17 protein-coding genes and 2 pseudogenes are annotated in these 23,885 nt (G+C 71.5%); 11 read left to right on the top strand and 8 right to left on the bottom strand.

What is annotated here, in order from left to right; all coding sequences use genetic code 11:
• Positions 1-529: 529 nt before the first annotated feature.
• The 5 genes from WJ438_RS23475 to WJ438_RS23455 are packed head-to-tail and all read left to right on the top strand — an operon-like array spanning position 530 to position 9,001.
• The gene (locus WJ438_RS23475) at positions 530-2,395 is read left to right on the top strand and encodes a non-ribosomal peptide synthetase (protein ID WP_406726986.1); all 1,866 of its coding nucleotides are present in this window, start codon (positions 530-532) and stop codon (positions 2,393-2,395) included.
• Between the two features lie 9 nt (positions 2,396-2,404).
• Positions 2,405-5,563: a non-ribosomal peptide synthetase gene (locus WJ438_RS23470; protein WP_406726985.1), complete on the top strand. Its 3,159-nt coding sequence runs from the start codon at positions 2,405-2,407 to the stop codon at positions 5,561-5,563.
• On the top strand, positions 5,560-6,330 hold the full coding sequence (locus WJ438_RS23465) for a thioesterase II family protein (RefSeq protein WP_406726984.1): 771 nt from the start codon (positions 5,560-5,562) through the stop codon (positions 6,328-6,330). Before WJ438_RS23470 ends, WJ438_RS23465 begins: the two co-directional genes overlap by 4 nt.
• Positions 6,327-7,565, top strand: coding sequence for a cytochrome P450 (locus WJ438_RS23460; RefSeq protein WP_406726983.1), 1,239 nt, complete (start codon positions 6,327-6,329; stop codon positions 7,563-7,565). The genes WJ438_RS23465 and WJ438_RS23460 overlap by 4 nt, the downstream gene beginning before the upstream one ends.
• A complete protein-coding gene (locus WJ438_RS23455; protein WP_406726982.1) occupies positions 7,562-9,001 on the top strand; it encodes a condensation domain-containing protein in 1,440 nt (479 codons plus the stop codon). The genes WJ438_RS23460 and WJ438_RS23455 overlap by 4 nt, the downstream gene beginning before the upstream one ends.
• A 101-nt stretch (positions 9,002-9,102) precedes the next feature.
• On the opposite strand, the gene WJ438_RS23450 is transcribed toward WJ438_RS23455, so the two are convergent.
• Positions 9,103-12,051, bottom strand: coding sequence for a BTAD domain-containing putative transcriptional regulator (locus WJ438_RS23450; protein WP_406726981.1), 2,949 nt, complete (start codon positions 12,049-12,051; stop codon positions 9,103-9,105).
• A 356-nt stretch (positions 12,052-12,407) separates the two neighbouring features.
• Positions 12,408-12,611, bottom strand: a pseudogene (locus WJ438_RS23445) (IS5/IS1182 family transposase); the annotation flags it as partial.
• Positions 12,612-12,978: 367 nt separating this feature from the next.
• Between WJ438_RS23445 and trkA the strand changes: the two are divergent.
• A complete protein-coding gene (gene trkA, locus WJ438_RS23440; protein ID WP_406726980.1) occupies positions 12,979-14,292 on the top strand; it encodes a Trk system potassium transporter TrkA in 1,314 nt (437 codons plus the stop codon).
• 62 nt (positions 14,293-14,354) lie between these two features.
• Positions 14,355-15,836, top strand: coding sequence for a TrkH family potassium uptake protein (locus WJ438_RS23435; protein ID WP_406726979.1), 1,482 nt, complete (start codon positions 14,355-14,357; stop codon positions 15,834-15,836).
• Between the two features lie 52 nt (positions 15,837-15,888).
• On the opposite strand, the gene WJ438_RS23430 is transcribed toward WJ438_RS23435, so the two are convergent.
• Positions 15,889-16,143 (bottom strand): hypothetical protein, encoded by a 255-nt coding sequence (locus WJ438_RS23430; RefSeq protein WP_406726978.1) that lies wholly within the window; start codon positions 16,141-16,143, stop codon positions 15,889-15,891.
• Positions 16,144-16,711: 568 nt separating this feature from the next.
• Between WJ438_RS23430 and WJ438_RS23425 the strand changes: the two genes are divergently transcribed.
• A complete protein-coding gene (locus WJ438_RS23425) occupies positions 16,712-16,882 on the top strand; it encodes a hypothetical protein (RefSeq protein WP_406726977.1) in 171 nt (56 codons plus the stop codon).
• A 99-nt stretch (positions 16,883-16,981) separates the two neighbouring features.
• On the opposite strand, the gene WJ438_RS23420 is transcribed toward WJ438_RS23425, so the two are convergent.
• Entirely contained in the window at positions 16,982-17,158 is a 177-nt protein-coding gene (locus tag WJ438_RS23420; RefSeq protein WP_406726976.1) for a hypothetical protein, read from the bottom strand.
• Between the two features lie 625 nt (positions 17,159-17,783).
• Positions 17,784-17,858 carry a 50S ribosomal protein bL37 gene (locus tag WJ438_RS23415; protein WP_109381338.1) on the bottom strand — a complete coding sequence of 25 codons (75 nt, stop codon included), beginning with the start codon at positions 17,856-17,858 and terminating at the stop codon, positions 17,784-17,786.
• A 191-nt stretch (positions 17,859-18,049) separates the two neighbouring features.
• On the opposite strand from WJ438_RS23415, the pseudogene WJ438_RS23410 reads away from it, so the two are divergent.
• Positions 18,050-18,367 (top strand): annotated as a pseudogene (locus WJ438_RS23410) (transposase); the annotation flags it as partial.
• Positions 18,368-18,604: 237 nt separating this feature from the next.
• On the opposite strand, the gene WJ438_RS23405 reads toward WJ438_RS23410, so the two are convergent.
• The 3 genes from WJ438_RS23405 to WJ438_RS23395 form a co-directional block, all read right to left on the bottom strand.
• The gene (locus WJ438_RS23405) at positions 18,605-19,486 is read right to left on the bottom strand and encodes an SDR family oxidoreductase (RefSeq protein ID WP_406729784.1); all 882 of its coding nucleotides are present in this window, start codon (positions 19,484-19,486) and stop codon (positions 18,605-18,607) included.
• 970 nt (positions 19,487-20,456) lie between these two features.
• A complete protein-coding gene (locus WJ438_RS23400) occupies positions 20,457-21,524 on the bottom strand; it encodes a nitrous oxide reductase family maturation protein NosD (protein WP_406726975.1) in 1,068 nt (355 codons plus the stop codon).
• A 758-nt stretch (positions 21,525-22,282) separates the two neighbouring features.
• Positions 22,283-22,486, bottom strand: a complete 204-nt coding sequence (locus WJ438_RS23395; protein WP_406726974.1) for a hypothetical protein — start codon at positions 22,484-22,486, stop codon at positions 22,283-22,285.
• A 439-nt stretch (positions 22,487-22,925) separates the two neighbouring features.
• Here WJ438_RS23395 and WJ438_RS23390 point away from each other — a divergent pair, with 439 nt between their 5' ends.
• Together WJ438_RS23390 and WJ438_RS23385 are read left to right on the top strand one after the other, a co-directional pair.
• Positions 22,926-23,546, top strand: coding sequence for a DUF2975 domain-containing protein (locus WJ438_RS23390; RefSeq protein WP_406726973.1), 621 nt, complete (start codon positions 22,926-22,928; stop codon positions 23,544-23,546).
• Positions 23,546-23,776 carry a helix-turn-helix domain-containing protein gene (locus tag WJ438_RS23385; protein WP_406726972.1) on the top strand — a complete coding sequence of 77 codons (231 nt, stop codon included), beginning with the start codon at positions 23,546-23,548 and terminating at the stop codon, positions 23,774-23,776. Before WJ438_RS23390 ends, WJ438_RS23385 begins: the two co-directional genes overlap by 1 nt.
• Positions 23,777-23,885 lie beyond the last annotated feature (109 nt).

The following is a 23,885-nucleotide window of genomic DNA, read 5'->3' as shown; positions in this document are numbered from 1 at the left end:
CGACGGGGATGCCTGGCGGCACGGTGGTCTCGCCGGGCAGCACCGTCGTCATGCCGGGCTGCCCACCCGCGTTCCCGCGACGGCCGCCGCGGGGTGGGGCTCCGGCGGGGCGTCGCGGTCCGCGGCCCGGGTGGGAATCCCCACTGCCTGGTCCTCAGCCACTTCGACTCCTCGGTCGGGTAATCGATCCGTCGTGCAGATTTCCAGCGCCGACTTCGTCGAGTCAAGAGGCATTTGCCGGAATGCGGCGGACGAATAGCGAATGGATAACCGCTGGACGGCGGGCGGATGGGAGACGGATGGGAACCGCGTCTAGGGTCTGTCCGGCGACAGCGAAGTGACCGGCGACCGGCGCGACTTCGGTGTGCTCGCCGAAGGCCGGGGCGCAGCGGGTCTCCGCAGGCGTGAAAGGCACGGAGCGCAGCACCCGAAAAGGGTCGAGGAATTCTGACGGAATCACGTCGCCGGGGGATCTCCTGCTCGCCGGCCGGGCAATGAGCGCGGGGCACCGAGGGTGAGGGGAGAGTCGATGGAGAGCAGTTCGGCCACGCTGACGCACGAGGTGTTCGCGCGGCGGGTGCGGGAGCAGCCGGACACGGTGGCGGTGACCTCCGGCGGCCGGTCGCTGTCGTACGAGGAGGTCGGTGCCGCGGCGGGCCGGCTCGCGGGTGTGCTGCGCGCACGGGGCGTGGGACCGGAGGTGCGGGTGGCGGTGTGCCTGCCGCGCTCGGTGGAGTGGGTGGCCGCGCTGCTGGCGGTGTTCGAGTCCGGCGGTGTCTATGTGCCACTCGACCCCGAATACCCGCAGTCGCGGCTGGAGTTCATGCTCGCCGACTCCGGCGCCGCCGTGGTGGTCGGCACCGGCCCGGCGGCCGAGCGGCTGGCCGCCGCGAGCGCCGTACCGCTGATCGCGCCCGACGCCGCCGGGCAGACGGCCGCCGGCCCCGCCGCGGAACCGGACAACCTGGCGTACGTCATCTACACCTCCGGCTCCACCGGCACCCCCAAGGGCGTCCAGATCACGCACGCCTCGCTCGGCAACGTACTGGCCTGCCTGGTGCCGGAGCTGGGGGTCGGGCCCGGGCGGCGCACTCTCCAGTGCGTGTCGTTCAGCTTCGACATCTCCCTCGTGGACACCCTGACGACGCTGATCAGCGGCGGCACGCTCGTCGTCGCCGCCAAGGACGAGGTCTCCTCGCCCGACCGGCTGGCCGACCGGCTGCTGACCGACCGCATCCACACCGTGGTGCTGCCGCCCTCGGTCCTCGCGACGGTGGCCGAGCGGGAGTTCCCCGATCTCGCCGTGGTGGCCTCGGGAGGGGAGACGTGCCCGCCGAAGCTCGCCGCCGCGTTCGCCTCCCGGGTCCACTTCATCAACGGCTACGGGCCCACGGAGACCACGGTCGCCGCCTCCCTCTTCCATGCTTCCCCGGACCTCGGGGAGCTGGACTCCGTGCCCATCGGTGAGGCCATGAGCGGCATGTCCCTGTACGTCGCCGACGACCGGGCGAACGCGGTACCGCCCGGCGAGACGGGCGAGATCTGCATCGGCGGCGCCGGGGTCGCCCGCGGCTACCTCGCCCGCCCGTCCCAGACCGCGGCCGTCTTCGTTCCCGACCCCTTCTCCGGCACCCCGGGCGCGCGCATGTACCGCACGGGGGACCTGGGCGCCCTCCTGCCCGACGGCAACCTGGAGTTCCGCGGCCGTGCCGACCGCCAGGTGAAGGTCCGCGGCCACCGCATCGAACTCAACGAGATCGAGCAGGCTCTCGCCCGCCAACCCGAGGTGAGCCAGGCCGCGGTGACGGTCTCGGACGCCGGTCTGGTGGGCAGGCAGGTGCTCGCCTTCGTCCGGCCGGCACCGGCCGGGGACGCGGCGGTGCCCGCGGTGACCGGCGGGGCGCTCCGGCGCCGGCTGGCCGGGGAACTGCCCGACTACATGCTTCCCAACTCCATCACCCTGGTGCGGGAGTTCCCGCTCACCGCGAACCACAAGATCGACTATGCGGCGCTGGCCTCGCGGGGACCGGTCGCGCGGCTGCGCACCTCGGCACCCGTTCCGGCACGCACACCCGTCGAGAAGGACCTGCTGCGGATCTGGCAGGAGCTGCTGGGGCAGCCGGAGATCGGGATCCGGGACGACTTCTTCGAGCTGGGCGGCCACTCGCTGCTCGCCGCCCAGGTGGTGGCCCGGATCGAGCAGGCCCACGGCGTGCACCTCTCACCCGAGGCGCTGCTCGCCCGCGGCCGGACGGTCGAGGACCTGGCCGGCGAGGTCTCCCGTGCGGCGGCCGGCGGCGGCACCGGCCGGCCGCGCATCACCCGTATTCAGCGCCCGGGCCGCGCACCGCGTCCGGCGCGTCCAGCGCGTCCGGCCGACGCCAACCCGATGTGAGGAGTGGCCATGGATCTCACCGACGAGACGTTCGCCGTACCAGCGTCGTACGCGCAGAAGAGGCTGTGGTTCCTTGAGCAGATGGAGGGCGGCGGACCCGCCTGGAACATCCAGGCCGTGCTCCGGCTGCGCGGCACCCTCGACGAGGGGCTGCTGAGGTCCGCGCTGGACGCCGTCGTCCGCCGCCACGAGGCGCTGCGCACGACGTTCGCGGCCGAGGACGGCGACCCGGTGCAGGTGGTGTGGCCGTGGCCGGGTGCCGAGCTGGAGACTGTGCCGTGCGACGGCGGCGCCGATCCGCAGGCCGCCGCGGACGAATGGCTGTCGCAGGCCTGGCGGCGGCCGTTCGACATCGAGGCCGGTCCGCTGTTCCGCGCCGCGCTGCTGCGCCTCGGCGAGCGGGAGCACCTGCTGGCCCTGTGCCTGCACCACCTCGTCGCGGACGGCTGGTCGCTCCAGATCCTCTACCAGGAGACGATGGAGAACTACCGGCGGCTGGCCGCGGGCGAGCCGCCGCTCGGCGACGACCTGGAGATCCAGTACCCGGACTTCGCCGCCTGGGAGCGGGAGAACACCACACCGCAGACCCTGGACACGTCCATGGAGGTGTGGCGCCGGCGGCTGAAGGGGGCGCAGGACGCCCCGGAACTGCCCGCCGACCGGCGCCGCACCCCCGGCACGGCCTCCCGGGGCGGCATGCTGCTCACCGCGCTGCCCGGAGACCTGGTCGACGAGGTCCGCGCCTTCGCGACGGAGCGCGGCGCCACCGTCTTCATGGTGCTGCTCGCGGCCTTCAACACCCTGCTGCACCGCTACTCGGGCCGCACCGACATGATGGTCGGCGTACCAGTGGCGGGCCGCACCCAGCCGGGTCTCGAAAAACTGATCGGCTGCTTCGTCAACACCCTCGTCGTACGCACCGACCTGGACGGCGACCCGACGTTCGAGGAGCTGCTGGCCCGGGTCCGTGAGGTGTCGCTGGAGGCGATCCAGCACCAGGAGGTGCCGCTGGAGTGGCTGGCCGAGGAGCTGCGTCCGGACCGCGACGGGATCAGGCAGCCGTTCTTCCAGGCGGTGCTGCACCTCGCGGAGGTGCAGCTGAACACCATCCGCCTCGACGGGCTCACCGCCGACGTGGTCCGGATGGACACCCAGGCCCCCGGCGTGGACCTGGCGCTGACCCTGGCGACCGCCGAGTCGGGTCTCGCCGCCGCGTGGGAGTACGACGCCGCCCTCTTCGACACCGCGACCATCGAGGGCATGCAAGGACACTTCCGCAGGCTTCTGGAGGCGGCCGTGGCCGAGCCGGCACTGCGACTTTCGCAGCTGCCGGTACTGGGCGAGGCGGAACATGCCGAGCTGGTCGCTCCCGGTCCGCCGGCCGAGGCCGAACCGCCGCTGCTGCACGAGGCGTTCGCGACCCGGGCGCGCGAGCGGCCGGACGCGGTGGCGCTCACCTCCCACGAGCGGTCGCTGACCTACGCCGAGGCGGACGCGGCGGCGGACCGGCTCGCGGGCGTGCTGCGCGCACGGGGCGTGGGACCGGAGGTGCGGGTGGCGGTGTGCCTCCCGCGGTCGGTGGAGTGGCTGGTCACCCTGCTCGCCGTACTGAAGGCCGGCGGCGTGTACGTGCCTCTGGACCCGGAGTATCCGGCCGCGCGGCGGGAGTTCATGCTGGCGGACTCGGGCGCCGCGGTGCTGGTGGGATCGGGCGCCGTCGCCGACGAGCTGGCACGCACCTGCGGGGTGCCGCTGGTGGCGCCCGACGCACCCGGGGACGCGCCGGGCGGCGGTCCGGGCCCGGCGCCGCAGAACCTCGCGTACATCGTCTACACCTCCGGGTCCACGGGCCGGCCCAAGGGCGTCCAGATCACCCACGCCGCGTACGCCGCGGTCATGGCCGCGCAGCGGGCGCTGCTGCCGCACGGTCCCGACGACGTCGTGCTCCAGTTCTGCTCGCCCAGCTTCGACGCCTCGATGTTCGAGATCGGGCTGGCCTTCGGGGCCGGCGCCGGTCTGGTGCTCGGCACCCGGGACGAGCTGGTCCCCGGCGAGCCGCTGGCGGAGCTGATGCGCCGACACCGGGTCACCTCCTGGACGGCCCCGCCGTCCGCGATCGCCGCGCTGGGGCCCGCGGACGTACCGGGCCTGCGGGTCGTGATCGGAGCCGGTGAGCCGCTGACGGGCGCGACGGTCCGGCACTGGACGGGCCAGGCACGGTGCTTCAACCTCTACGGCCCCACCGAGGCGACCATCTGGGCCACCGGTCACGAGGTGGCGGCCGGTGACGGCGACGGGGTGCTGCCGATCGGCACCGCGATTCCGGGATACAGCGCCCTGGTGCTCGACGAGCAGCTGCGCCCGGTGCCGGCGAACGTGGTCGGCGAACTGTACCTGGGAGGTGCCGGGACGGCCCGCGGCTATCTCGGCCGGGCCGGAACGACCGCGGAGCGCTTCGTACCCGACCCGTACTCCGCCGTGCCCGGCGGCCGGCTCTACCGGACCGGGGACCTGGCCCGCCGACGGTCCGACGGCCGGCTGGTGTTCGCCGGGCGCGCCGACGACCAGGTGAAGGTCCGCGGGTTCCGGGTCGAGCCGGGCGAGATCGAGTCCGCGCTCACCGCGCATCCCGCGGTGCGCGAGTGCGCGGTGGTGGCCGGCGAGGACACCCTCGGCGTCACCCGCCTCACGGCCTGCGTGGTACGGGAACCCGGCGGTCCCGAAGCGTCCGCCGAGGAGCTGCGGGAGCACCTGACCGGCAGACTGCCCGCCCCCTGCTTGCCCGCGGGCTACCTGTTCCTGGAGAGCCTGCCGTGCACCAGCAACGGCAAGGCCGACCGTGCCGCACTGGCCGCGCTCGTCGACGAGGCCGCCGAGCGGCCCGGGGCCGGGGACGCCGGCTACCGGGCGCCCCGCACCCCGCTCGAGGAGGTCATCGTGGAGATCTGGCAGGAGGTGCTGGCCGTCCCGCGGATCGGGGTCGACGACGACTTCTTCCAACGGGGCGGGCACTCCCTGCTCGCCGCCCAGGTCATCGCCCGCATCAGGGCGGTGACGGGGGTGGACGTCTCGGTGCGGCTGTTGTTCGAGCACCGGGTGCCGGCCGACCTCGCCGAGGCGATCACGGAGCGCGCGCTCGGCGAGGAACAGCGGGAAGGCGGCCGATGAGCAGCACCACCCGCACTCCGTGGCTGATGGAGTGGCCGGCCGCCGAGGCGGCCGGGCGGCTGCTGGTGTGCTGCCACCACGCGGGCGGCGGGGCGTCCCAGTTCCGTGCGTGGCAGGAGCGGCTTGCGCCGGACACGGCCGTGCTCGCGCTGCAACTCCCCGGCCGCCAGAACCGCTGGGGTGAGCCCTTCCTGCACTCCGTGGACGAGATCGTCGCGGAGGCGTGCGAGGCCCTGGCGCCCAGGCTGGACCGGCCGTTCACCGTCTTCGGTCACAGCATGGGCGGGATCGTCGGGTACGAGTTGGTCCGGCGGCTGGGCGCCGTGCACGGCCAGTGGCCCGAGCGGCTGGTCGTCTCCGCCGCACTGCCCCCGCACCACCGCCAGACCGAGGTGGATCTCGGCGGTTTCGACGACGCACAGGTGCTCGGCCACTTCGTGGCGAACGGCTCGCTGCCCCACTGGGTGCTGGACGACGCGGACGTGCAGCAGCTGGTGCTGCCGCCGCTGCGCAGGGACTTCGTGGTGTGCGACGAGTACCGCCACCGGCCCGGGCCGCCGGTGCCGTGCCCGATCACCGTGTGCGGCGGAACCGACGACCCCGACGTCACCCCCGCCGACCTGGCGGGGTGGCGGAAGTACACATGCGGCGGCTGTGAGCAGCGGATGTTCCCCGGCGGGCACCTGTACCACCTGGAACCCGCCTCCGGGCTGCCGTCCTTCCTCGCCGGGCTGCTGACCGGCGAGCGTACCGAGGAGATGCGATGACCACGAACGACCTCGCGGACCCCGCGGCCGCGGACGTCGCGGACCCCCGGCTGCACCGTGACGGCGTGCTGGACCCGGTGTGGCGGTGGCTGCGCCGCAACGACCCGGTGCGGTGGAACGTACGCCCCAACGGGACGGCGTACTGGTCGGTCTGCACCCACGCGGAGGGCGTGCGGGTGCTGCGCGACAGCAGGACGTTCTCCTCGGAGCGCGGCATGCGGCTGGAGGGCGATCCGCGGGCGGCGGCCGCCGCCTCCCGCAAGATGCTCATCGTCACCGACCCGCCCCGGCACGACGCCGTCCGGCGCATCATCGGCTCGGCGTTCACCGCGCGCACCGTGCGCCGCCTTGAGCAGAACATGCGGCAGACCGTCACCTCCAGCCTCGACCGGGCCCTTGAACAGGGCACCTGCGACTTCGTCGAGACCGCGGCCAGGCTCCCCGTGTCGGTCATCTGCGATCTGCTCGGAGTCCCCCGGGAGGACTGGGACTTCATGCTGGACCGGACCACCGTGGCCTTCGGCGCCGTGGACGAGCACGGGGCGCCCACGGACGCCGCCGTCGAGGCACACGCCGAGATCCTGCTCTACTACGCGGAGCTGGCGGCCCGGCGGCGCCGCGAGCCGGGCGAGGACGTCGTCACCGCGCTCGTCCAGGGGGAGGTCGACGGCGAGCCGCTCAGCGACGAGGAGATCTTCCTCAACTGCGACGGGCTGATCTCGGGGGGCAACGAGACCACCCGGCACGCCGCGGTGGGCGGCCTGCTCGCGCTGGCCGCGCACCCCGACCAGTGGCGGGCGCTGCGCGAGGACCCCGGCCTGCTGCACACGGCCGTCGACGAGATCCTGCGGTGGACCTCGCCCGGCGCCCACACGCTGCGCACCGCGACCCGCGACACCGAACTCGCGGGGCGGAAGATCGAGGCGGGGCAGCCGGTCGTCGTCTGGGGCCCCTCGGCCAACCGGGACGAGACGGTCTTCGCCGAGCCGGACGCCTTCCTCCTCGACCGGAGGCCCAACCGGCACCTGACCTTCGGCCACGGCACCCACTACTGCCTCGGCGGCGCCCTGGCGACCAGCGAACTGCGGGTGCTGTTCGACGAGTTGGCGCGCCGGGTGGACGCGGTCGAGGTGGCCGGCCCCGTGCGCAGGGTGCGGTCGAACCACATCGCGGGATTCGAGGAGGCCGTGGTCTCGCTCAAGGCCGCCGCGGCGCCCGGGAAGGAGCGGGGATGACGGCGGGGCAGGACAGCGGTGGCGGGGCGTCGGTCTCCGCGGAGCGGATCGCGTTCGAGCGGATGCTGCTGGCGCGTGCCGCCGCGGCCCGGCAGACCGTCGGGAAGCGGCCCGAGGTGATCCCGGCCAGCTTCGGACAGGAGCGCATGTGGCTGTCCGACTGGTTCGACCCCGAGGCGTCCACCGAGTCCACGGTGTTCGTCATCGGTCTTCGGGGAGACCTTGACGTGGCGGCGCTGCGCGGTGCCGTCAACGACCTGACCGAGCGCCACGAGGTGCTGCGCACCGTGGTGGAGCCGGACGGCGCCCGGCTGGTGCAGCGGATCCTGCCCCGGGCGGACGTGGCGCTGCCCGCCGTCGATCTGCCGCCGGACGCCGGGGCCGAGGCGGTGGAGGCCTTCGCCCGTGAGGAGTTGCTCCGCAAGCTCGACCTGGCCGCGGAGCCACCGGTGTCGTGGACGCTGCTGCGCCGTGCGGCGGACGAGCACCACCTGGTGCTGCGGCTGCACCACATAGCCGCCGACGGCTGGTCGGAGGGAGTGCTGAACCGGGACCTGTCCCGGCTCTACCGGGCCCGGCTCACCGGACGCCCCGTCGACCTGCCCGAACTTTCCCTGCAGTACGCGGACTTCGCGACCGGGCAGCGGGAGCGGCAGTCCGGTGCCCGGCTGGAGCGGCGGCTCGGGCACTGGCGCCGGCGACTGGCGGACGCGCCCGCGACGGTGCCGCTGCCCTTCGACCGGGCGCCCGGGGAGGACAGTTCGCTGGAGTCGGGCACGTCCTTCGCCACCGTGCCGGGCACGGTGGTGGCCGAGCTTGAGAAGGTGAGCGCGGCAGCGGGCGCCTCCGGGTTCATGGCGCTGTTCGCGGCGTTCGCGGTCATGCTGTGGCAGGGCTCGGGTCAGCAGGATCTGGTCGTCGGCTCGCCGGTGGCCGGCCGTGAGCTGCCCGAGACCGAGCAGCTGATCGGCGTGTTCACCAACACCCTGCCGATGCGGGTGCGGGTCCGGCCCGAGGAGTCGTTCCGGCAGCTGCTGCTGCGGTTCAGGGAGGACGCGCTCGACGACTTCGCGCACGGCGAGGTGCCCTTCCAGCGCATCGTCGACGCCGTGCGGCAGGCCCGGGTGCCGGGTCGCCAGCCGCTGGTGCAGGTGATCTTCCAGCTGGACAACACCGACTTCGCGGAGCCCCGCTTCGACGGTGTCGAGGTCTCCTACCGGCAGCTGTTCGCGGAGAAGTCGGCGCTGGACATGACGGTGAGCCTGGGGCGGCGCGGCCTCGACCTCGTCGCGGTCTGGAAGTACCGCTCCGCGCTTCTGGACGAGTCCACCGTGCGGCACCTCCAGAACCGCTTCCTGGACGTCCTGCGGCAGGGCGGCGAGCAGCCTGACGCGCCGCTCGCCGCCCTGCGCCCCGGCGACGCGGGCCGCCCGTGACCGGGGACCGCGGGTGCGGGGGGCCGCCGGGGGCGGGGACCGGGCGGGCGGCTCCCCGCCCGCCCGCCACCTCACCGGCCTGCCCGGTCGGTTGGCGCCGGTCAGACGGCCGGCTGCGAGACCGGTTCGTCGACCTCGGTGAGCGCGCCCGGCTCCTCCGCCAGCCCGATCTGGTGGAACAGCGCGCGTGCCTCCTCGTACGACACCGCGGCCAGCGCGTCCTCACCGGTGGCTTCGCCCAGGGCGCCCAGGGCGCGCAGCCCGCGGGCCCGCAGCGCCTGATCGCCAACCGACTGGGCCAGGGCCGTCCCGGTGTGCAGCAGCCCCGCCGCCTCCGTGAGCCGGCCCTGGCTCAGCCGCATGACGCCCATGCCGTAGGCGACGCGCGCCTCGCCCTCCAGGTCGCCGCGCAGGCGGACGATCTCCAGTGCCCGCTCCAGCGTCCGCTCGGCGCGCTCGTACTTCTTCAGTCGGAGCAGGACCATGCCCCGGCACTCCAGCACCTGTGAGAGGCAGCGCCGCGCCCCGATCTCCACGCAGATCGCCAGGGCGCCGTCGAGGAGGGCGCTCGCGTCCCGCAACCGTCCCTCGGCCAGGGCGAGTCGCGCCATGCCGATGAGTACCAGGGTCTCGGCGGCCCGGTCGCCGAAGTCCCGGCAGCCCGCCAGGGCCTCCTGGTACGTACTCAGCGCCGCGGCCGAGTCCCCGCGCATCCTGTGGAGGTAGGCCACGTGGCGCAGCGCGAGGACGCGGCCCTGCTTCTCGCCGATGCTGTCGAAGCCCGCGAGCGCCCGCTCAAGCAGCGAGCCCGCTTCGGCGAAGTTGTACTGGCGGATGTTGAGCGCGCCGAGCGAGGCCAGGAGCACGGCCTCGCCGCGCCGGTTGCCGACCCGGCGCACGGCGGTGAGCGCCTCGGTGTGTGTGATCAGCCACTCCTCGTGGTAGCAGCGGTTCTCGAACAGCGTGACCGCCGTCACGGCGAGGTCCCAGCAGACCTCGTCGGCCCCGGCGAGTGCGGCCTCGCGGAGCGCCCACACCAGGTTGGCCCGCTCGCCGTCCATCCAGCGCAGCGGCTCCCGCTGCAACAGGGCCGGTATGACGGGGGGTTCGCGCCGGAGGGCCGCCCTGCCGTGCACCAGGGCGTGGTCGCCGCCGTAGTCCGCGCGGTGCGCGCGCACCATCAGGCCGAGGAAGACCTCCAGGAGTTCGTGCCTGACCCGTGCGATCTCCTCCTCCGGCTCCTCCGACGCGGCGCGCTCGCACGCGAAGACCCGCACCAGATCGGGGATCCGGTAACAGTGCGAGTCCGCGTCGGCGCCCGAGACCACCTCGATCAGATGGGTGTCCAGCAGTTCGCCGAGCGTCGACGCCGCCTCGCCCGCCCCGCAACCGAGCAGCACGGGGGCCGCCCAGCCGGCGAAGGGGGGCATGCCGATGGCGGCCAGCCGGCGCAGCAGCCGCCGCGCCCCGGGCGAGAGGTCCTGGTACGCCTCGGCCAGGACCGTGCGCACGGCCGTGCCGCCGTGGACCAGCTCCGCGAGCCGCTGGGACTCGTCGCCCAGCCGGTGCATCATCTCTTCGAGCGTCCAGCCGGAGCGCGTCGCGAGCCGTGCGCCGACGATGCACAGCGCGAGCGGCAGCCTGTCGCAGAGCTGTGCGATGAGGTGGGCGGTCCGCCACTCGGCGGCCACCCGCGACGGGCCGACGATCCGGCCCAGCAGCTCCACCGCGGCCTCACTGCCGAGGCTGCCGACCTCAAGCCCCCGCACGCCGGGCCCGCCGGGCCACCGGCGGCGCCCGGTGAGCAGGACGGCGCAACTGCCCTTCTCCGGCAGCCACTCCGACGGTGGCACATCCGCCGACATGTTGTCGACGACGACGAGCACGCGCCGCCGGCCCACCAGCTTCCGGAACAGCTCCGCCCGCGCCTGGAGTCCCTGCGGCAGGTCGGCCGCGTCCACCCCCAGGTCGCTCAGCAGGCGCGACAGCGTCTCGCTGGTCGTCAGCGGCCGCAGCGACCGGCCCTGCATGTCGACGTAGAGCCGGCCGTCGGGGAACTCCCCGGCCAGCTCGTGGGCGGCGTGCACGGCGAGCGTGCTCTTGCCCGACCCGCCGCGTCCGTGCAGCACGACCACCGGCACGTCACCGTCCGCCGTCCGCCCGGCCGCGGTCAGCTGCCGGCGGATCCGCTCGAGCAGCTCGGCCCGTCCGACGCAGTCGGTGTCCCGCTCCGGGAGCGTGCACACGCTCGCCGCGGCCGGGAGCTGCGCGTGCCGGATCCGGACTGGTGGGGCGGTGCTCACCGGCAGCCAGTTCCGGGTGTCGCCGGAGAGGATCTCGTACTGGAGCCTGCGCAGCCGGGCGCCCGGCTCGACGCCGAGTTCCTCGATGAGGCGCCGCCTGGTCTGCCGGTAGACGGCCAGCGCCTCGGCCTGCCGCTCGGAGAGGTAGAGGGCCTGCATCAGCAGCCCCTGGAGTCCTTCGCGCAGCGGATGCGCCTCGGTCGCCTCCATCAGCTCGCCGACGGTCTCGGTGTGCCGCCCGCGCTGGAGTTCAAGACGCAGGCACAGCTCGTGTGCGGCCAGCCGGGCCTCCTCGAGCGATCCGGCCCAGGAGTCGAGCACCGTGCTGCCCTCAAGGCCCGCGAGGGCCGATCCGCGCCACATCGCGAGCCCGTCGCGCAGTCGTGCCACGGCCTCGTCGAGCGAGGACCGGGCGAGGTCCTGCGCGGCGGCGACATGCTCCTGGAAGACCGCGCTGTCGAGCTGCCCGGGACCGGCCTGCAGCCGGTACCCGGACGGCTCGGTCGAGATCACATGGTCGCCGGGGCCCACCCCGAGTGCCCGGCGCAGCCGGGAGATGACCATCTGGATCTGGCTCTGCGCGGTGGGCGGCGGCTGCTGCCAGGTCGCCCCGATCAGCCGGGTCGTCGAGACGACGTGATCGGCGTCCATGAGGAGCGCGGCGAGCACCCGCCGCTGGCGCACCCCTCCGAGCGCGACGGCCCTTCCCCCGCGGAAGCACTCCACCGGCCCCAGCACCCGGTACATCGGCAAAGTGCCACCTCCCCTCTCCGACTGCTGCGATCTCGTGACGCGCACGCTCGGCGGCCCGGCCCCGTCCGGACCCGGCCCGGCGGCCGGATCACGGGTGCCCGGCAGGCCTCCTCGGGCGATGACCCTCATCGGCGACACCTCGTCTCTCCTGCCGTGCGGAGAGGGCCGCCACGGGTCCGGCCCGTCGGTCCGGTGTGCCGGGCGGGACCGATCCGTTGCCGGTGCGCCGCGAACCTCAGCACGGTCCCCTCCTTCCGCCGCGGGATCATGTGCGAGCCCCTCCCTATCCCGGAGGGCGCCCAGCGACCAGTAAAGTCACCGTGGACTAGGGACCTTTCCAGAGCCTTGCCGTGCGTGTTCGCGGCCGGCACGGTGACGGCGATGACCAGGCCGAGGACGTCCACGGCCAGTCCGCGGTTGCGGCCCGGCACCCGCTCCGCGGCGTCGAGGCCGGTCGTGGCGGCGGGGACCCCGGCGGCCACGTGGACACTCTGCGTGTCCGGCACCACCAGGGTCGGGTCCTCTCATCGGCGGGCCCGCTCCCTCACCTGGCAGCAGTACAGCCATCCCCCGTGGGCGAGTGCAGCCAGGGGAGGGGCTGCGGCCAGGTTCGACTCGCCGACCACGCGTTGGCTGGTCAGGGGCCGATGCCATGGATGTGGCAGAGGCACCTTCAGAGGCGGCTGTGACGCTTGCTGAAGCTCCGGCGCTTACTCAGTGAGGCTTGACGGCCTCCCGAAAAGCAGCCTTCGTCCGACTTGACTCTCATCCGCGTAAGCCGGGGCACCTCGGCCGTCTCCGCACCACGGTCGGCGGGTGTGGCGTGGCCGGGCGCGGTCCGGTGTGCTCGTGGTCGGCCTTGAGGGATTCGTTGCTGACACTGCGGCGGCGGTCGGCATCCGTGCGTGCCACGATGCTGGCATGCGGGTCATCGTGGTGGGTGCGGGCCAGGTCGGTCACACCGTGGTCAAGTCGCTCGCCGAGACGCACGAGTGCACGGTGATCGACATCGACGAGGCGCGCCTGGAGGCCGTGTCGCACGCCTACGACGTGCGGATCACGCGCGGTAGTGGCACCTGGCGCGAGACGCTCCTCGAAGCCGGTGCAGCTGACGCCGAGCTCGTCCTGGCATGCACGTCGCGGGACGAGGTCAACCTGGTGACCGCCATGCTCGCCCGCCGGCTGTCGTCGGCGCGGACGGTCGTGCGTGCCACCGGAATGGACTACCTGGCAGCCTGGCGTGCGGGCGATCTTGATGTGGACCTCCTCGTCTCGACGGCGTTCGAGACGGCGAGCGCCGTCGCGCGCGTTCTTCACGTGCCGGGCGCACGGCACGTGGACTTCTTCGCCGGCGGCGAGGTGGTCGTGCTCGGCGTCGACATCCGCGAGGCGAAGCCGCCGTGGTTCGCCGGCCGCCTCCTGCGTGATGCGGGCCTGCCCGCGGCGTTGCGGGTGGTCGCCATCGTGCGCGACGGGAACTGGGTCAGACCGACCGCGCATGAGGTGGTGCGGCCTGGCGATTGGGTGATCGTGATGGCGTCACTTGCGGCAGCGCGCACGTGGAGCCGGCTGGTCACCGGGGCCGATCCCGTCGATGACGTCGCGCTCTTCGGCGCCGGGCGCATGGGGACGGCTATTGCTCGAGTGCTGCTCGACAAAGGGATCTCTGTGCGGCTGATCGAGCCGGATGCGGCACGAGCGCGCGCGGCCGCGGACGGACTCGACCGGGCACGGGTGTTCCACGCGACGGGCCTCGACCCGGTGTTCCTGCGCCGTGAGCACATCGGTGCGGCGGGAGCGGCGGTGTTCGCCGGCGGAGACGACTCGCGCAACCTGCACGCGGCGGTGCTCGCAAAGGTCCACGGGGTCGGACTCACGCTGACGGTCCTCGACGACCCCGCTGCCGCCGAAGTCTTCGAAGCCGCCGGCGTCGACGTGACGATCGACCCGGGTGACGAAACCGCCGAGAAGATGGCCCGCTTCACGTTCGACGAGCGCACGCACCAGATGGCGATGCTGGAGGACGACCGCTTCGAGGTGCTCGACATCACCGTCCGGCCCGACAGTCGGTTCGCACATTGTCCGGTCGACGCGCTTCCCGGAGCCGGCGTGGGCGCGATCGTTCGCGACGGCACCGTCTTCTTCCCCGACGGGGAGGGCGAACTGCGGCCCGGGGACCGCGCGATCGTCCTCACCGAACCCGGACGCGTCCCCGCGATCGAGCACGACCTGTGACGCCGTCGTGCTCGTCGCCGCGTCAGCGACGGTGGCGCCCGCGCAGACGGATCGGCGTCGACGTGCGGACCGTGCTGGGCGTCGTCGGTGCTCTGCTCGCGTGGTTCGCGGTCGCGTTCGTTGCGCCGGCAGTCGTCGCGCTTTCAACCGGCGAGCCCCCATGGCCCTTCCTCATCACCGGACTTACCGTGGCCGTGACGGGCCTGGCGCTCAAGCGTCTGATGGGCAAGCGGCCCCCGCTGGGCATCCGGGAGGGATTTCTCGTCGTCGTCGCCGTCTGGCTGCTTGTGCCCGCGTTCGGTGCGCTGCCATTCGTGCTCGGCCACGTCCCGCAGCTCGATCACCCGGTCAATGCTTACTTCGAGGCGATGTCGGGATTCACCGCCACCGGCGCGACTGTCTTGACCGACGTGAACGCGCTCGGACTCGACATGCTGTTCTGGCGACAGCTCACCCACTGGCTGGGCGGTCTGGGAATCATCGTGCTGGCGCTCGCGGTACTGCCGCGTCTGCGCATCGGCGGACGCGAGCTCCTGCGCTCCGAACTACCGGGGCCGGTCGAGGTGGAGTCGCTCGGCGCGACCATCCGTGGGACCGCCCGACGGCTCTGGAAGGTCTACCTCGCGGTGACGGTGATCGGCGTCCTGGTCCTGGCCTCCCTGGGGTGGGCCGGGCTGGACCCGCGGATGGATCTCTTCCACGCGTTCTCCTACGCGACGTCCGCCGTGGCCCTCGGTGGGTTCGCCCCGGAGGCAGACTCGGCTCGGGGCCTCGCGCCGGTGACGCAGTGGGTGCTGTGCGTGCTGATGGTGGTGGCCGGGGTGAACCTGCTGCGGTTGTACCGCCTCGCTGCGCTGCGTCAGATCCGGGCCGTGTCTCGCGACGAGGAACTGCGCCTGTATCTGGTCCTGCTGGCCGTGAGCACGTCCGTCCTGGCTGTCGAGCTGGCCGCCGACGACACGGTGGACGGGCTCGGCGGCGTCCGGCACGCGGCTTTCCAGACGGTCTCGGTGATGACCACCACCGGTTTTGCGACACTGGACTGGTCGAGTTGGGGACCACTCGCGACGCTCACCTTACTGGCGCTGATGTTCGTCGGGGCCTGCGCCGGGTCAGCCAGTGGCTCGATCAAGGTCGTTCGCCATCTCATCCTCTTTCGCTTCGCCCGCCACGAGCTGGAACAGGCCGTTCACCCCGACGCTGTTCTCCCGGTGCGGGTGAGCGGCCGGGTGGTCGACAACCCCATGCTCCGCTCGGTGCTCGTGTTCGCTCTCCTCTACATGCTTGCCCTCGCGCTCGGAACGCTCGGCCTCGCCCTCGACGCCGAAGCGAGCACGCCCGGCACCGGTGCGTTCACCGCACTCGGCGCCGCCGCGGCCTGCCTCGGTAACGTCGGCCCGGCGTTCGGCGAGGTTGGCCCGTTTGGTTCCTACGCGCCGCTCGGGCACCTGTCGAAGGCGGTCCTCACCGCTCTCATGCTCCTCGGCCGTATCGAGATCGTTCCCCTGGCGGTACTGCTCCGCCGCAGCTACTGGCACGCGTAGGCGATGGGGCGGCTCGTCCCACTGTCCTGTCCGAAGCTCAGGCGGCTGAGGATCACCGCGCTGGTAACGACGGCGGGTACGGTTCGCTTCCGGCATCGGGCGAACCTCGGTTGACAGCACCGTTGGCGAGCTGAAGGTTGAGGTCCAGGCGGTTGTGCTCCTCACGGTGCCGCCCGGCCAGCACGCGGTCGGCGTCATCGAGGAAGGAAAACCGCCCCGACTCGTGCTGCGAGGGCACCTCGCCCGACCGGCCGAACCGGGCCACCTGCTCCTGCCCCGCCGGTGAGTCGTCGAACGACCGACCCATCGGCATGGATCACGCACGCCCGTCGGCACGCGAGGGACTGGCCCCGGGCTACGGGCTCCCACCCACCCGCTCACAGCTTTGCCACCGGAGCGGGCATCCGTCCGGATTCAGGGCTCCACCCTCAATCCGGTGGCCGACCGGAACGGATTCGGCACACATGAGGACGGGAAACCCTGCGAACACGCGAGAACCACTGAAGCGTGTTTTCCCGGGCCGGACGCACTCAAGGCAACGTCTGCCCAGGTCAGGGCCTTGACCGAGGAAAACTCCTCAAGCGGGTGTCGCAGGTTCGAATCCTGCCGGGGGCACCACACATCACCGTTCTGACCTGGGGTTCCTTCCCCAGAGAAGCGCTCTGGTCGGCCTCGGGCTGCTCGTCCGGGGCCGTGTGCGTGAGCGGGCGGGGAGTCGGACTCCCGAGTATCTCCCCCAAGGATCAGTGTCATCCGGCACGGACTCCGGGCCGGGCTTCTCCGTGCTGTGGGGCTCGGGCTCCGCTTCGGGAACGGTGCTCCCGCTCGAAGCCGCTCCACCGACCGCTCTGTACGGTGTACGGCGAGGGGGCGACATGGTCGATCAGGACTGGGACGACGACACCGAATACCACCAGGCCGCAGGGCGGGCGTGGGTCATGGTGGCGATCGCTTCCTGCTGCTCGCTGCTGACCCTCGGTCTCGTTGCACTCGCTGTCTTCGGCGTGGGCGTCTTCATGGCTCTCGCGGAAGCTCTCAGCAGATAAGCCACGGCGCTTGACCAGGGCATGGAGACTCCGCCGACCGCGTGGTCGAGGTCCGTGCAGTCGTGCCACAGATTCAGTGGCCAGCCTGCGTCTCACCGCCTACGGGGCGTGCCACTTCGTAGAGGGCGATCGCTCGGCGAGCAGCTTGAGCCGCCAGGAGCGCGAACCAGGTTCCCCCAGGCACGGCCCGAGAAGGTCCCACCAGTCCACTGCCGGCTCCGCAAGGATCCTCACCACCCACCAGACGTCGTAGGTCACGATGCCGGTCAGCCCCATGGCCCCGAGAACCGTCGTCCACCAGCGCTTGGGCCAGCCCTTGGTCGCGTTTCTCCTTGACGAAACCACTCACCACTACCGGACCGCCCGAGTGTGCCGTGCCCGCTGCGTGCCCGTTCAGGCAGGAGGCCGCGGGGAACCACGGTGAATCACGAGTCCAGTCGCATTCTCTCCCAGCGCGAGCACTCGTCAGGTCAGCAGGGAGCCGCACACGCGATCTTCCGAACCAGTGACCGCCCGGCTCAGGGTCCGGGCCGTCCCAGCCTCCTGCCGATCTGCCACGGACGGCGACGTGTTCGAGGCGCGATGACCGTATGGATCAAGGCATATCGGCCGTACTCGGAGCGAGTGTCGGCGTGCTTGGGACCATGGGGAAGGCGGGCTTGACCTTCTCGGCAGCTCGGAGGCAGGCCGACGACCAGGGAAAGCCACGCACCGCAACACGCTCAGAACCGAGCGCCGAGAGGCGTACTTGGCCTTCCTGCAGGCAGCGCAGTCGATTGACCTGCTGAAACGTCGGCCCCGCATGCGGCCTTCCCCGCATGGGGCCTTCGAGCCGTATGCGGGGATTGATCCTGCCGGGGCGCTTCCAGCGTGATTGTCCTCGGCGGCGCGCTCGGTCGGCTCAGGCGTTGGGACGCTTGCCGTGGTTGGCCTTCTTCTTCTTACGGCCGCGTCGTTTGTTGGCTCGCTTGGCCATGGCGCACATCTCCCTGGTCGGGACTCTTCCTGCCTTCGCCAGTCTAGATTCGGCCCGGGGTGTCCGCATCAGTGGTGCCGCAGCCACAGTGGAGCGCCCCCGAAATTCCGACACCTGGACGCTGGATGTGCCAGGCCGTCCAGGGGAAGTGATCCAAGGCTGCAGAGCGGAAGAACCGCCCCGAAGAGTCCAAGCGGGACGCGGTGGACCTGGTGCGCTCCCCGACGGACCGTTCCCTCACCGGCATCGCCCGCAGTCCGGGCATTCGTCTGGAGACCCTGCGCAAGTGGTTCCGCGAGGACAGGGCACGGGCCCATACGGCGGACGGCGGGAATGGCGCCGACACGCCCCCTGACGAGAAGGAAGAACCCAAGCGCCCGCGGCGGGAGAACGCCCGGCTGAAGGAGGACAACGAGATCCTCCGGAAAGCCGCCGCCTGTTTTGCGCGGAGACGACACGGCGATCCGCTTGCTGTTTCGTCGACGAGCGCCGGAACGCCCACAAGGTGAAGCGGTTGTGCGATGTTCGCGGCCTCTCGCCACACTCCTACGGTGCGAAGCCGGCTTCTTCGAGAAGAGCGGGGCGCCACACAGAACCCGTGGACGACGTCAGGGTCGTCCAAGAGTGGCGGACGTCAGCCTGTGTATCAGGCGCCCACAAGCCCGTGCATCGGGCACGGTGCGCGACACCGGGCAGGAATCGGGCCCCAGGAGGCGAGGGAACCGGTCAACTGTGGTCCGAAGGCCTCAACGGGTGTCGGTCAGCCCGCCAGTGACAGCTATCACCTCGCCGACCGTGAAGCTGGAGTCCGCGTCGGATGCCAGATGGACGTAGGCGGGAGCCACTTCTTCCGGCTGAGCCACCCGCCCCATCGGGGCCGAACTGCCCAGATTCGTCAGGTAGTCGTCGGGGAAGCGCTGGCCCGCCAGATTGAGCACGGTCCATGTGGGTCCGGGCGAGACGACGTTGGCACGGATACCGCGCTGGGCCAGGTGAGAGGCGATGGACTTGGTGAAGACGACCACGGCGGCCTTCGAGGCCGCGTAGTCCATCATCATCTCGCTGCCCTTGAGGGCTTCCTCGGAGGCTGTGGCGATCACGGCGTCTCCATGGGAGAGATGCGGCAGGGCCGCCATCACCAGATGGAAGTAGGCGTAGGCGTTCGTCTTGAAGACACGGTCGAAGTCCTCGGCGGTCAGCTCCGACAGGTCATTCTGACTGTTGAGGTATGCGGCGTTGCTCACCAGGACGTTGAGACCGCCCAGTTCCGCCACCGTCCGCTCGATGACGTCGGTGCAGAAGGACGGATCGCACAGATCGCCCGGCAGCAGCAGGCAAGTGCGCCCCTCCTTTTCCACCGCTTCTTGCGTCTCGGCGGCGTCACGCTCTTCCTCCGGAAGGTAGACGATGGCCACGTCGGCCCCCTCCCGGGCGTAGAGGACGGCCACCGAGCGGCCGATCCCCGAGTCGCCTCCCGTGATCAGGGCGACCTTGCCGTCGAGCTTCCCCGATCCGCGGTAGTTCGGCGCCAGATACCTCGGACGTACCTCCATATCGGCCTCCAGCCCCGGACGTTGCTGGCGCTGGAAGCGGTAGGGCGGAGAGATCTCCGCCTCCTCCTGCGGCATCGCCAGGCGCTCGGGCGGCGTACGGTCCGTTGCTTCCCCCTCCGACATGGCTGCTCCCTTCGCTTTCGGACTTCCAGGCCAGAACAGTCGACGCTGCCGGACCGACAACGACTCACCTCGCGTGTCCGCATCAGGCGAGGTCAAACTGTCCGCTGGTCATGGAGCCTTCGGCGACCGGGGGAACCGGGACGCTCGACGCCTTGGTGGCACGACGTGCAGGGCTCCGCCCCGGATATCGAGAGCGACGACGCCATCGATTTCACCAGGGCACGCGTGGCGCCGGCGAACCGCTGTGGTGCGGTCGCAGTACCCGGAGTCCGTACGGTGGTCATCCACCTGGGTGACCACGCCGGTCACGGCCACGGGTGTCAGCGTCCCGTCGGTCACCCGGCGATTCGCTCGGGACCGGAGAGCCGTCCTGTGCGTGGTGCGCCTTTCCGACCGGCCCGCAGAGTCTTTCGTGGAGCCGGCGTCCCCAGGCACCCGCTGGTGACGACCACGATGTCGGGCGCCCTCACTCTCGTCGGCGGGTGCCGTCCCCGTCCTGCGCGGTCCCGTCGTTCTCCTTGACAGTCGGAACGCATACGGCACACATGCGGCCGGGAAGCCTTGTGAACATGTGAGGACCCCGGAGGGGTGTTCCCCGGGCCAGACACCGGCAGACAGCGATTTTGCAGGTCACAGCACCGCTCGGGGAAAACTCCCCACGCGGGTGTCGCAGGTTCGAATCCTGCCGGGGGCACTGCGGCCGGGGGCACAGAAAAGGGCAGGCTCAGGAGGGGTTTCCTCCCGGGCCGGCCCTTCGTCGTTCCGGACGCCGTGCCACACGCGTGCCGCTACGTCCGCTCGGCGCTCCCTCCGGAGGAGCCCGACGCCGCTCCCCCACCGTCCCGGACCATGGCACCGAGCCGGTCGGCGATGGCCCGTGTCCCCCGGAGACGGCTGCCCCGGGCCGCCGCGACCCGGCCGGTCAGCATGCGCCGGCCGGGACGGAGATCTGGCAGACGTTGTGGACGAACTTGTTGTCCTTCCCCTTGTCGTCGCGGGTGGCCAGGTCCGCCGGGAGGTTGCCCAGCACGAGGTTGGCGCGGACAACGTTCCGATCGTTGGGGATGCCGTCCATGCTGCCGAACACGACGATCCCGCCGGAATACGGCGAGTCACCCACGTTGCCGCGGACCACGTTCTGCGTCACCAGTACTTTCTCCGCACCGACGAGGACGATGCCGACCCCCTGGAGGTGGGGCAGGCGCGCGGTGGCGGGGCAGTATGCGTTGTTCTCGTAGACCATGTTGTGGCGGACGGTCAGGTCGTTCACCGTGCGCGGCAGCACGACGAAGGCACCCGCGCAGTTCCCGGTGATGACATTGCGCTCGGCGGTGAGGTTCCTGAGCCGACGGGTGGTCATACCGATCCGGTTGCCCGTCAGGCGGTTGTCACTGATCACCGTGCCACGGGTGTCAAAGGTCTTGCTCTCCGCGTCGGCCTCGAACACGTTGGCGGTGTACAGCCCGGCGTCGCCGTTGCCGCTTGCGGTGTTGAGGCGGAACGAGGCGCGGGTGGAGCGATCCTGCGCGATGCCCCACTGGCCGTTGTCCCGGGCGGTCACCCGGTGGACCTCCAGCCGGTCGGTACGCGTGGCCAAGACACCGCTCTTCTTGAACCCTTTGACGGTCAGCGACTGGATCCGCACCCCGGTGACGGGGTTTTCGTCCGTGCCGGTGACACAGATGCCGTCCCCGGCCTTGGCGCACGCACTCTGTGCCTCCTTGTCCTTTCCGGGCACGATCACGGTCTGCTCGCCCGCGCCCCGGAGGGTCAGCCGCTTGGTGATCGTGACACTTCCGCGGTAGGTGCCCCGCGTCAGGACGATGGTGGCTCCGGGTCTGGCCGCGTCGACGGCCTTCTGGATGGACTGGTCCGGACGGACCACTTGCTCGGGTCCGCTGTGGGCGGAGGCGACCGGAGCGAGGGCGCCCATGCCGACGACAAGGGGCGCGATGGCGCAACTAAGGCCTGTGGCCTGGTATTTCCTCATGATCCCAACGTTATGGGCCACCCCGCAGCATCGCCACTCTTAGCAACCATATGGATATGGAAAGTCACCGATCGGACCTGTTCCCCGGCTCCGCCGCCGGCCGCCCGGCCGGCACGGGGACGCGGCAGGGGCAGGGGATCTGACGAACCGGGGGCGGTCGCCGCTCGAGCCGCGCCCGCCGCCGGCGGGACGTCGGGGCGGCCGGTGGAGCGTCGGTCGGTACGCCCGTCCGGCCGATGGGCGTGACGCCGGTGACGGCCAGAATCCGTTCGGCCGAAAGGTGGTTGTCGTCCCGTACGGCCCGTAGGGCCATGGCCGTGGCCACGCACGCGGGCGAGCGAGCCGGCCGTGTTCCCCGTCGCGAGGGTCACGGCGGGCACCGATGCCGCTCGCTCCGGCCCGACCGCGTGCCTTCCGCGGAACCGGTGGCACCGATCCCGGGACAGCCGACCGGGAGCGGCCGTAGCGGAAGGCGGCGATGTGTTCATCGCGCTGCGAGTTGAGCAGGTGGATCGAGTTGAGCAGGTGGATGAGGAGCACGCCCAGAGCGCGCACCACCGGGAACACGCTCATGGTCACGAGGGCCCCATGCTCGTTACGTCCCCTCCGCCCGGTTCAGTGCCGCGGTGGTGAGTGCGGGGATCCGTGGACGCGAGGCAGGATCGCGGACCATGTGCCCACCATGCCCACCTCCAAAATCCCCACCGCGGCCACCGCCCGGCCCGAACGCACAGACACCCGCCTCGGCCTTGCCATTTCTACTGTGGGCGCCTCAGCGCCCTCCGGATCAGCAGGAAGGCCACAATGGCGAGCGGGGCGATCCCCATGAGAATCACGATTGCCCCGACGACGACCAACGCCGCCCCGAGCAGGATCAAGAGTGTCCCGACGACGACCAGCACCGTCCCGAGCAGGATCAAGAGTGTCCCGATGACGAGAAGAAACATCGCGAGGACGGTCACGGTCGCCTCCTGTCCCCCTCCGACTCTGGCTCCTTCCCGCCCTCTATGGCAAACATTTCCGGATAAATCCGCCGGTGCGCTGCTCCGACGATGCCCGCCTGCCGAGGTCCGGCCTCTTCGCGACCAGGTCGGAGCACCGGTCTCCCGCGCATGGCTGCGCCCTGGGCGGACAACGAACGAGCCAAGGCCTCCGGAGCCGTCGCCGTACGACACGGAAGCACAGCGACCATGGCGACCGCAGGCGACCACCGCGAGCGCAGGCCGCCTCGCCACCGGGCCAGGAGAGCTCAGCGGACTTCGTGCCCGCAGTACGGGACGATGCGACCTCGGCGATCGCCCGCTCCGCCTCGGGAAGCAGACTCGTGAGTTTGACAACAAACCTATCGACTATCGATAGTATCGATAGTCGATAAGTGCGTTGCGGATGGCAGGGGGAAGCATGGGTGCGAAGTCCTGGTGGAGCCGGACCGACGATCGAATGCTGGGGGCAGCTCTGGCTCTGGCCACTCTGCTGGTCGGCTTCTTCGGGGTGCTTGTCCCGGCCCTCGGAGCGGTCGGCCTCGTCGACCCGGTGGACACCCGCGAGGTCGAGGCCGCGACCACGACCCAGGTGCCAGGCACCGTGACCGACGGGGCGGCGGGCCACGGCATGACTCTCACCGGCACTCACCAGGCCGACCTCGCCTTCGCCGATCCCGACCCGGGTCAGCGCCTGCTGCTCGCCCTGCCGGAGCTCATCGGCAGCCTGCTCCTGCTCCTCATCCTGGTCCTCCTCCTGCAGATGGCCAGGACCCTGCGCGGCGGCGACGTCTTCGCGCCGAAGAACGCCCGACGCCTGAGCGTCATAGGACTCACGGTGCTGGTGCAGGCCGTCCTCTCCCCCGTACTGTCTGCGCTCACCACACAGGCGCTGGTGAGCGGCACCCCCATGGCCGACCGGATCCCCTTCTCAGCCACCTTCTCCGGCGCGTACGTCCTGCTCGCCTTCCTCATCCTGGCCCTGAGTGAGGTCTTCCGGCGCGGTACGAAGCTACGCGCCGACACCGAGGGGCTGGTCTGATGCCGCCGGCGGAGGAACACCGGGTTCAAGTCCACCTGGACCGGCTGCTGGCCGACCGCGGCATGACCCTGTCCGAGCTGGCGGCCAGGGTCGGGGTGACGGTGGTCAACCTCTCCGTCCTGAAGAACGGCCGGGCGAAGGCGATCCGCTTCTCCACCCTCACCGCGATCTGCCGCGAACTGAACTGCCGGCCCGGTGACCTGCTCAGCATCCGCGAGGACCGAACTTGATGCCCCACCTCGCCGCTCTTTCGGGCGGACATGTCCGGTGAGGGTGCCACTCGTTTCACGGTCTTCCCGGGCTCGTGGCGTGTGCTGACCCCGATCGCGTGGAGCTCCG

It is taken from the genome of Streptomyces sp. GD-15H, assembly GCF_045291515.1.
Taxonomy (GTDB): domain Bacteria; phylum Actinomycetota; class Actinomycetes; order Streptomycetales; family Streptomycetaceae; genus Streptomyces.
This window is presented reverse-complemented; position numbering and strand designations above follow the sequence as displayed.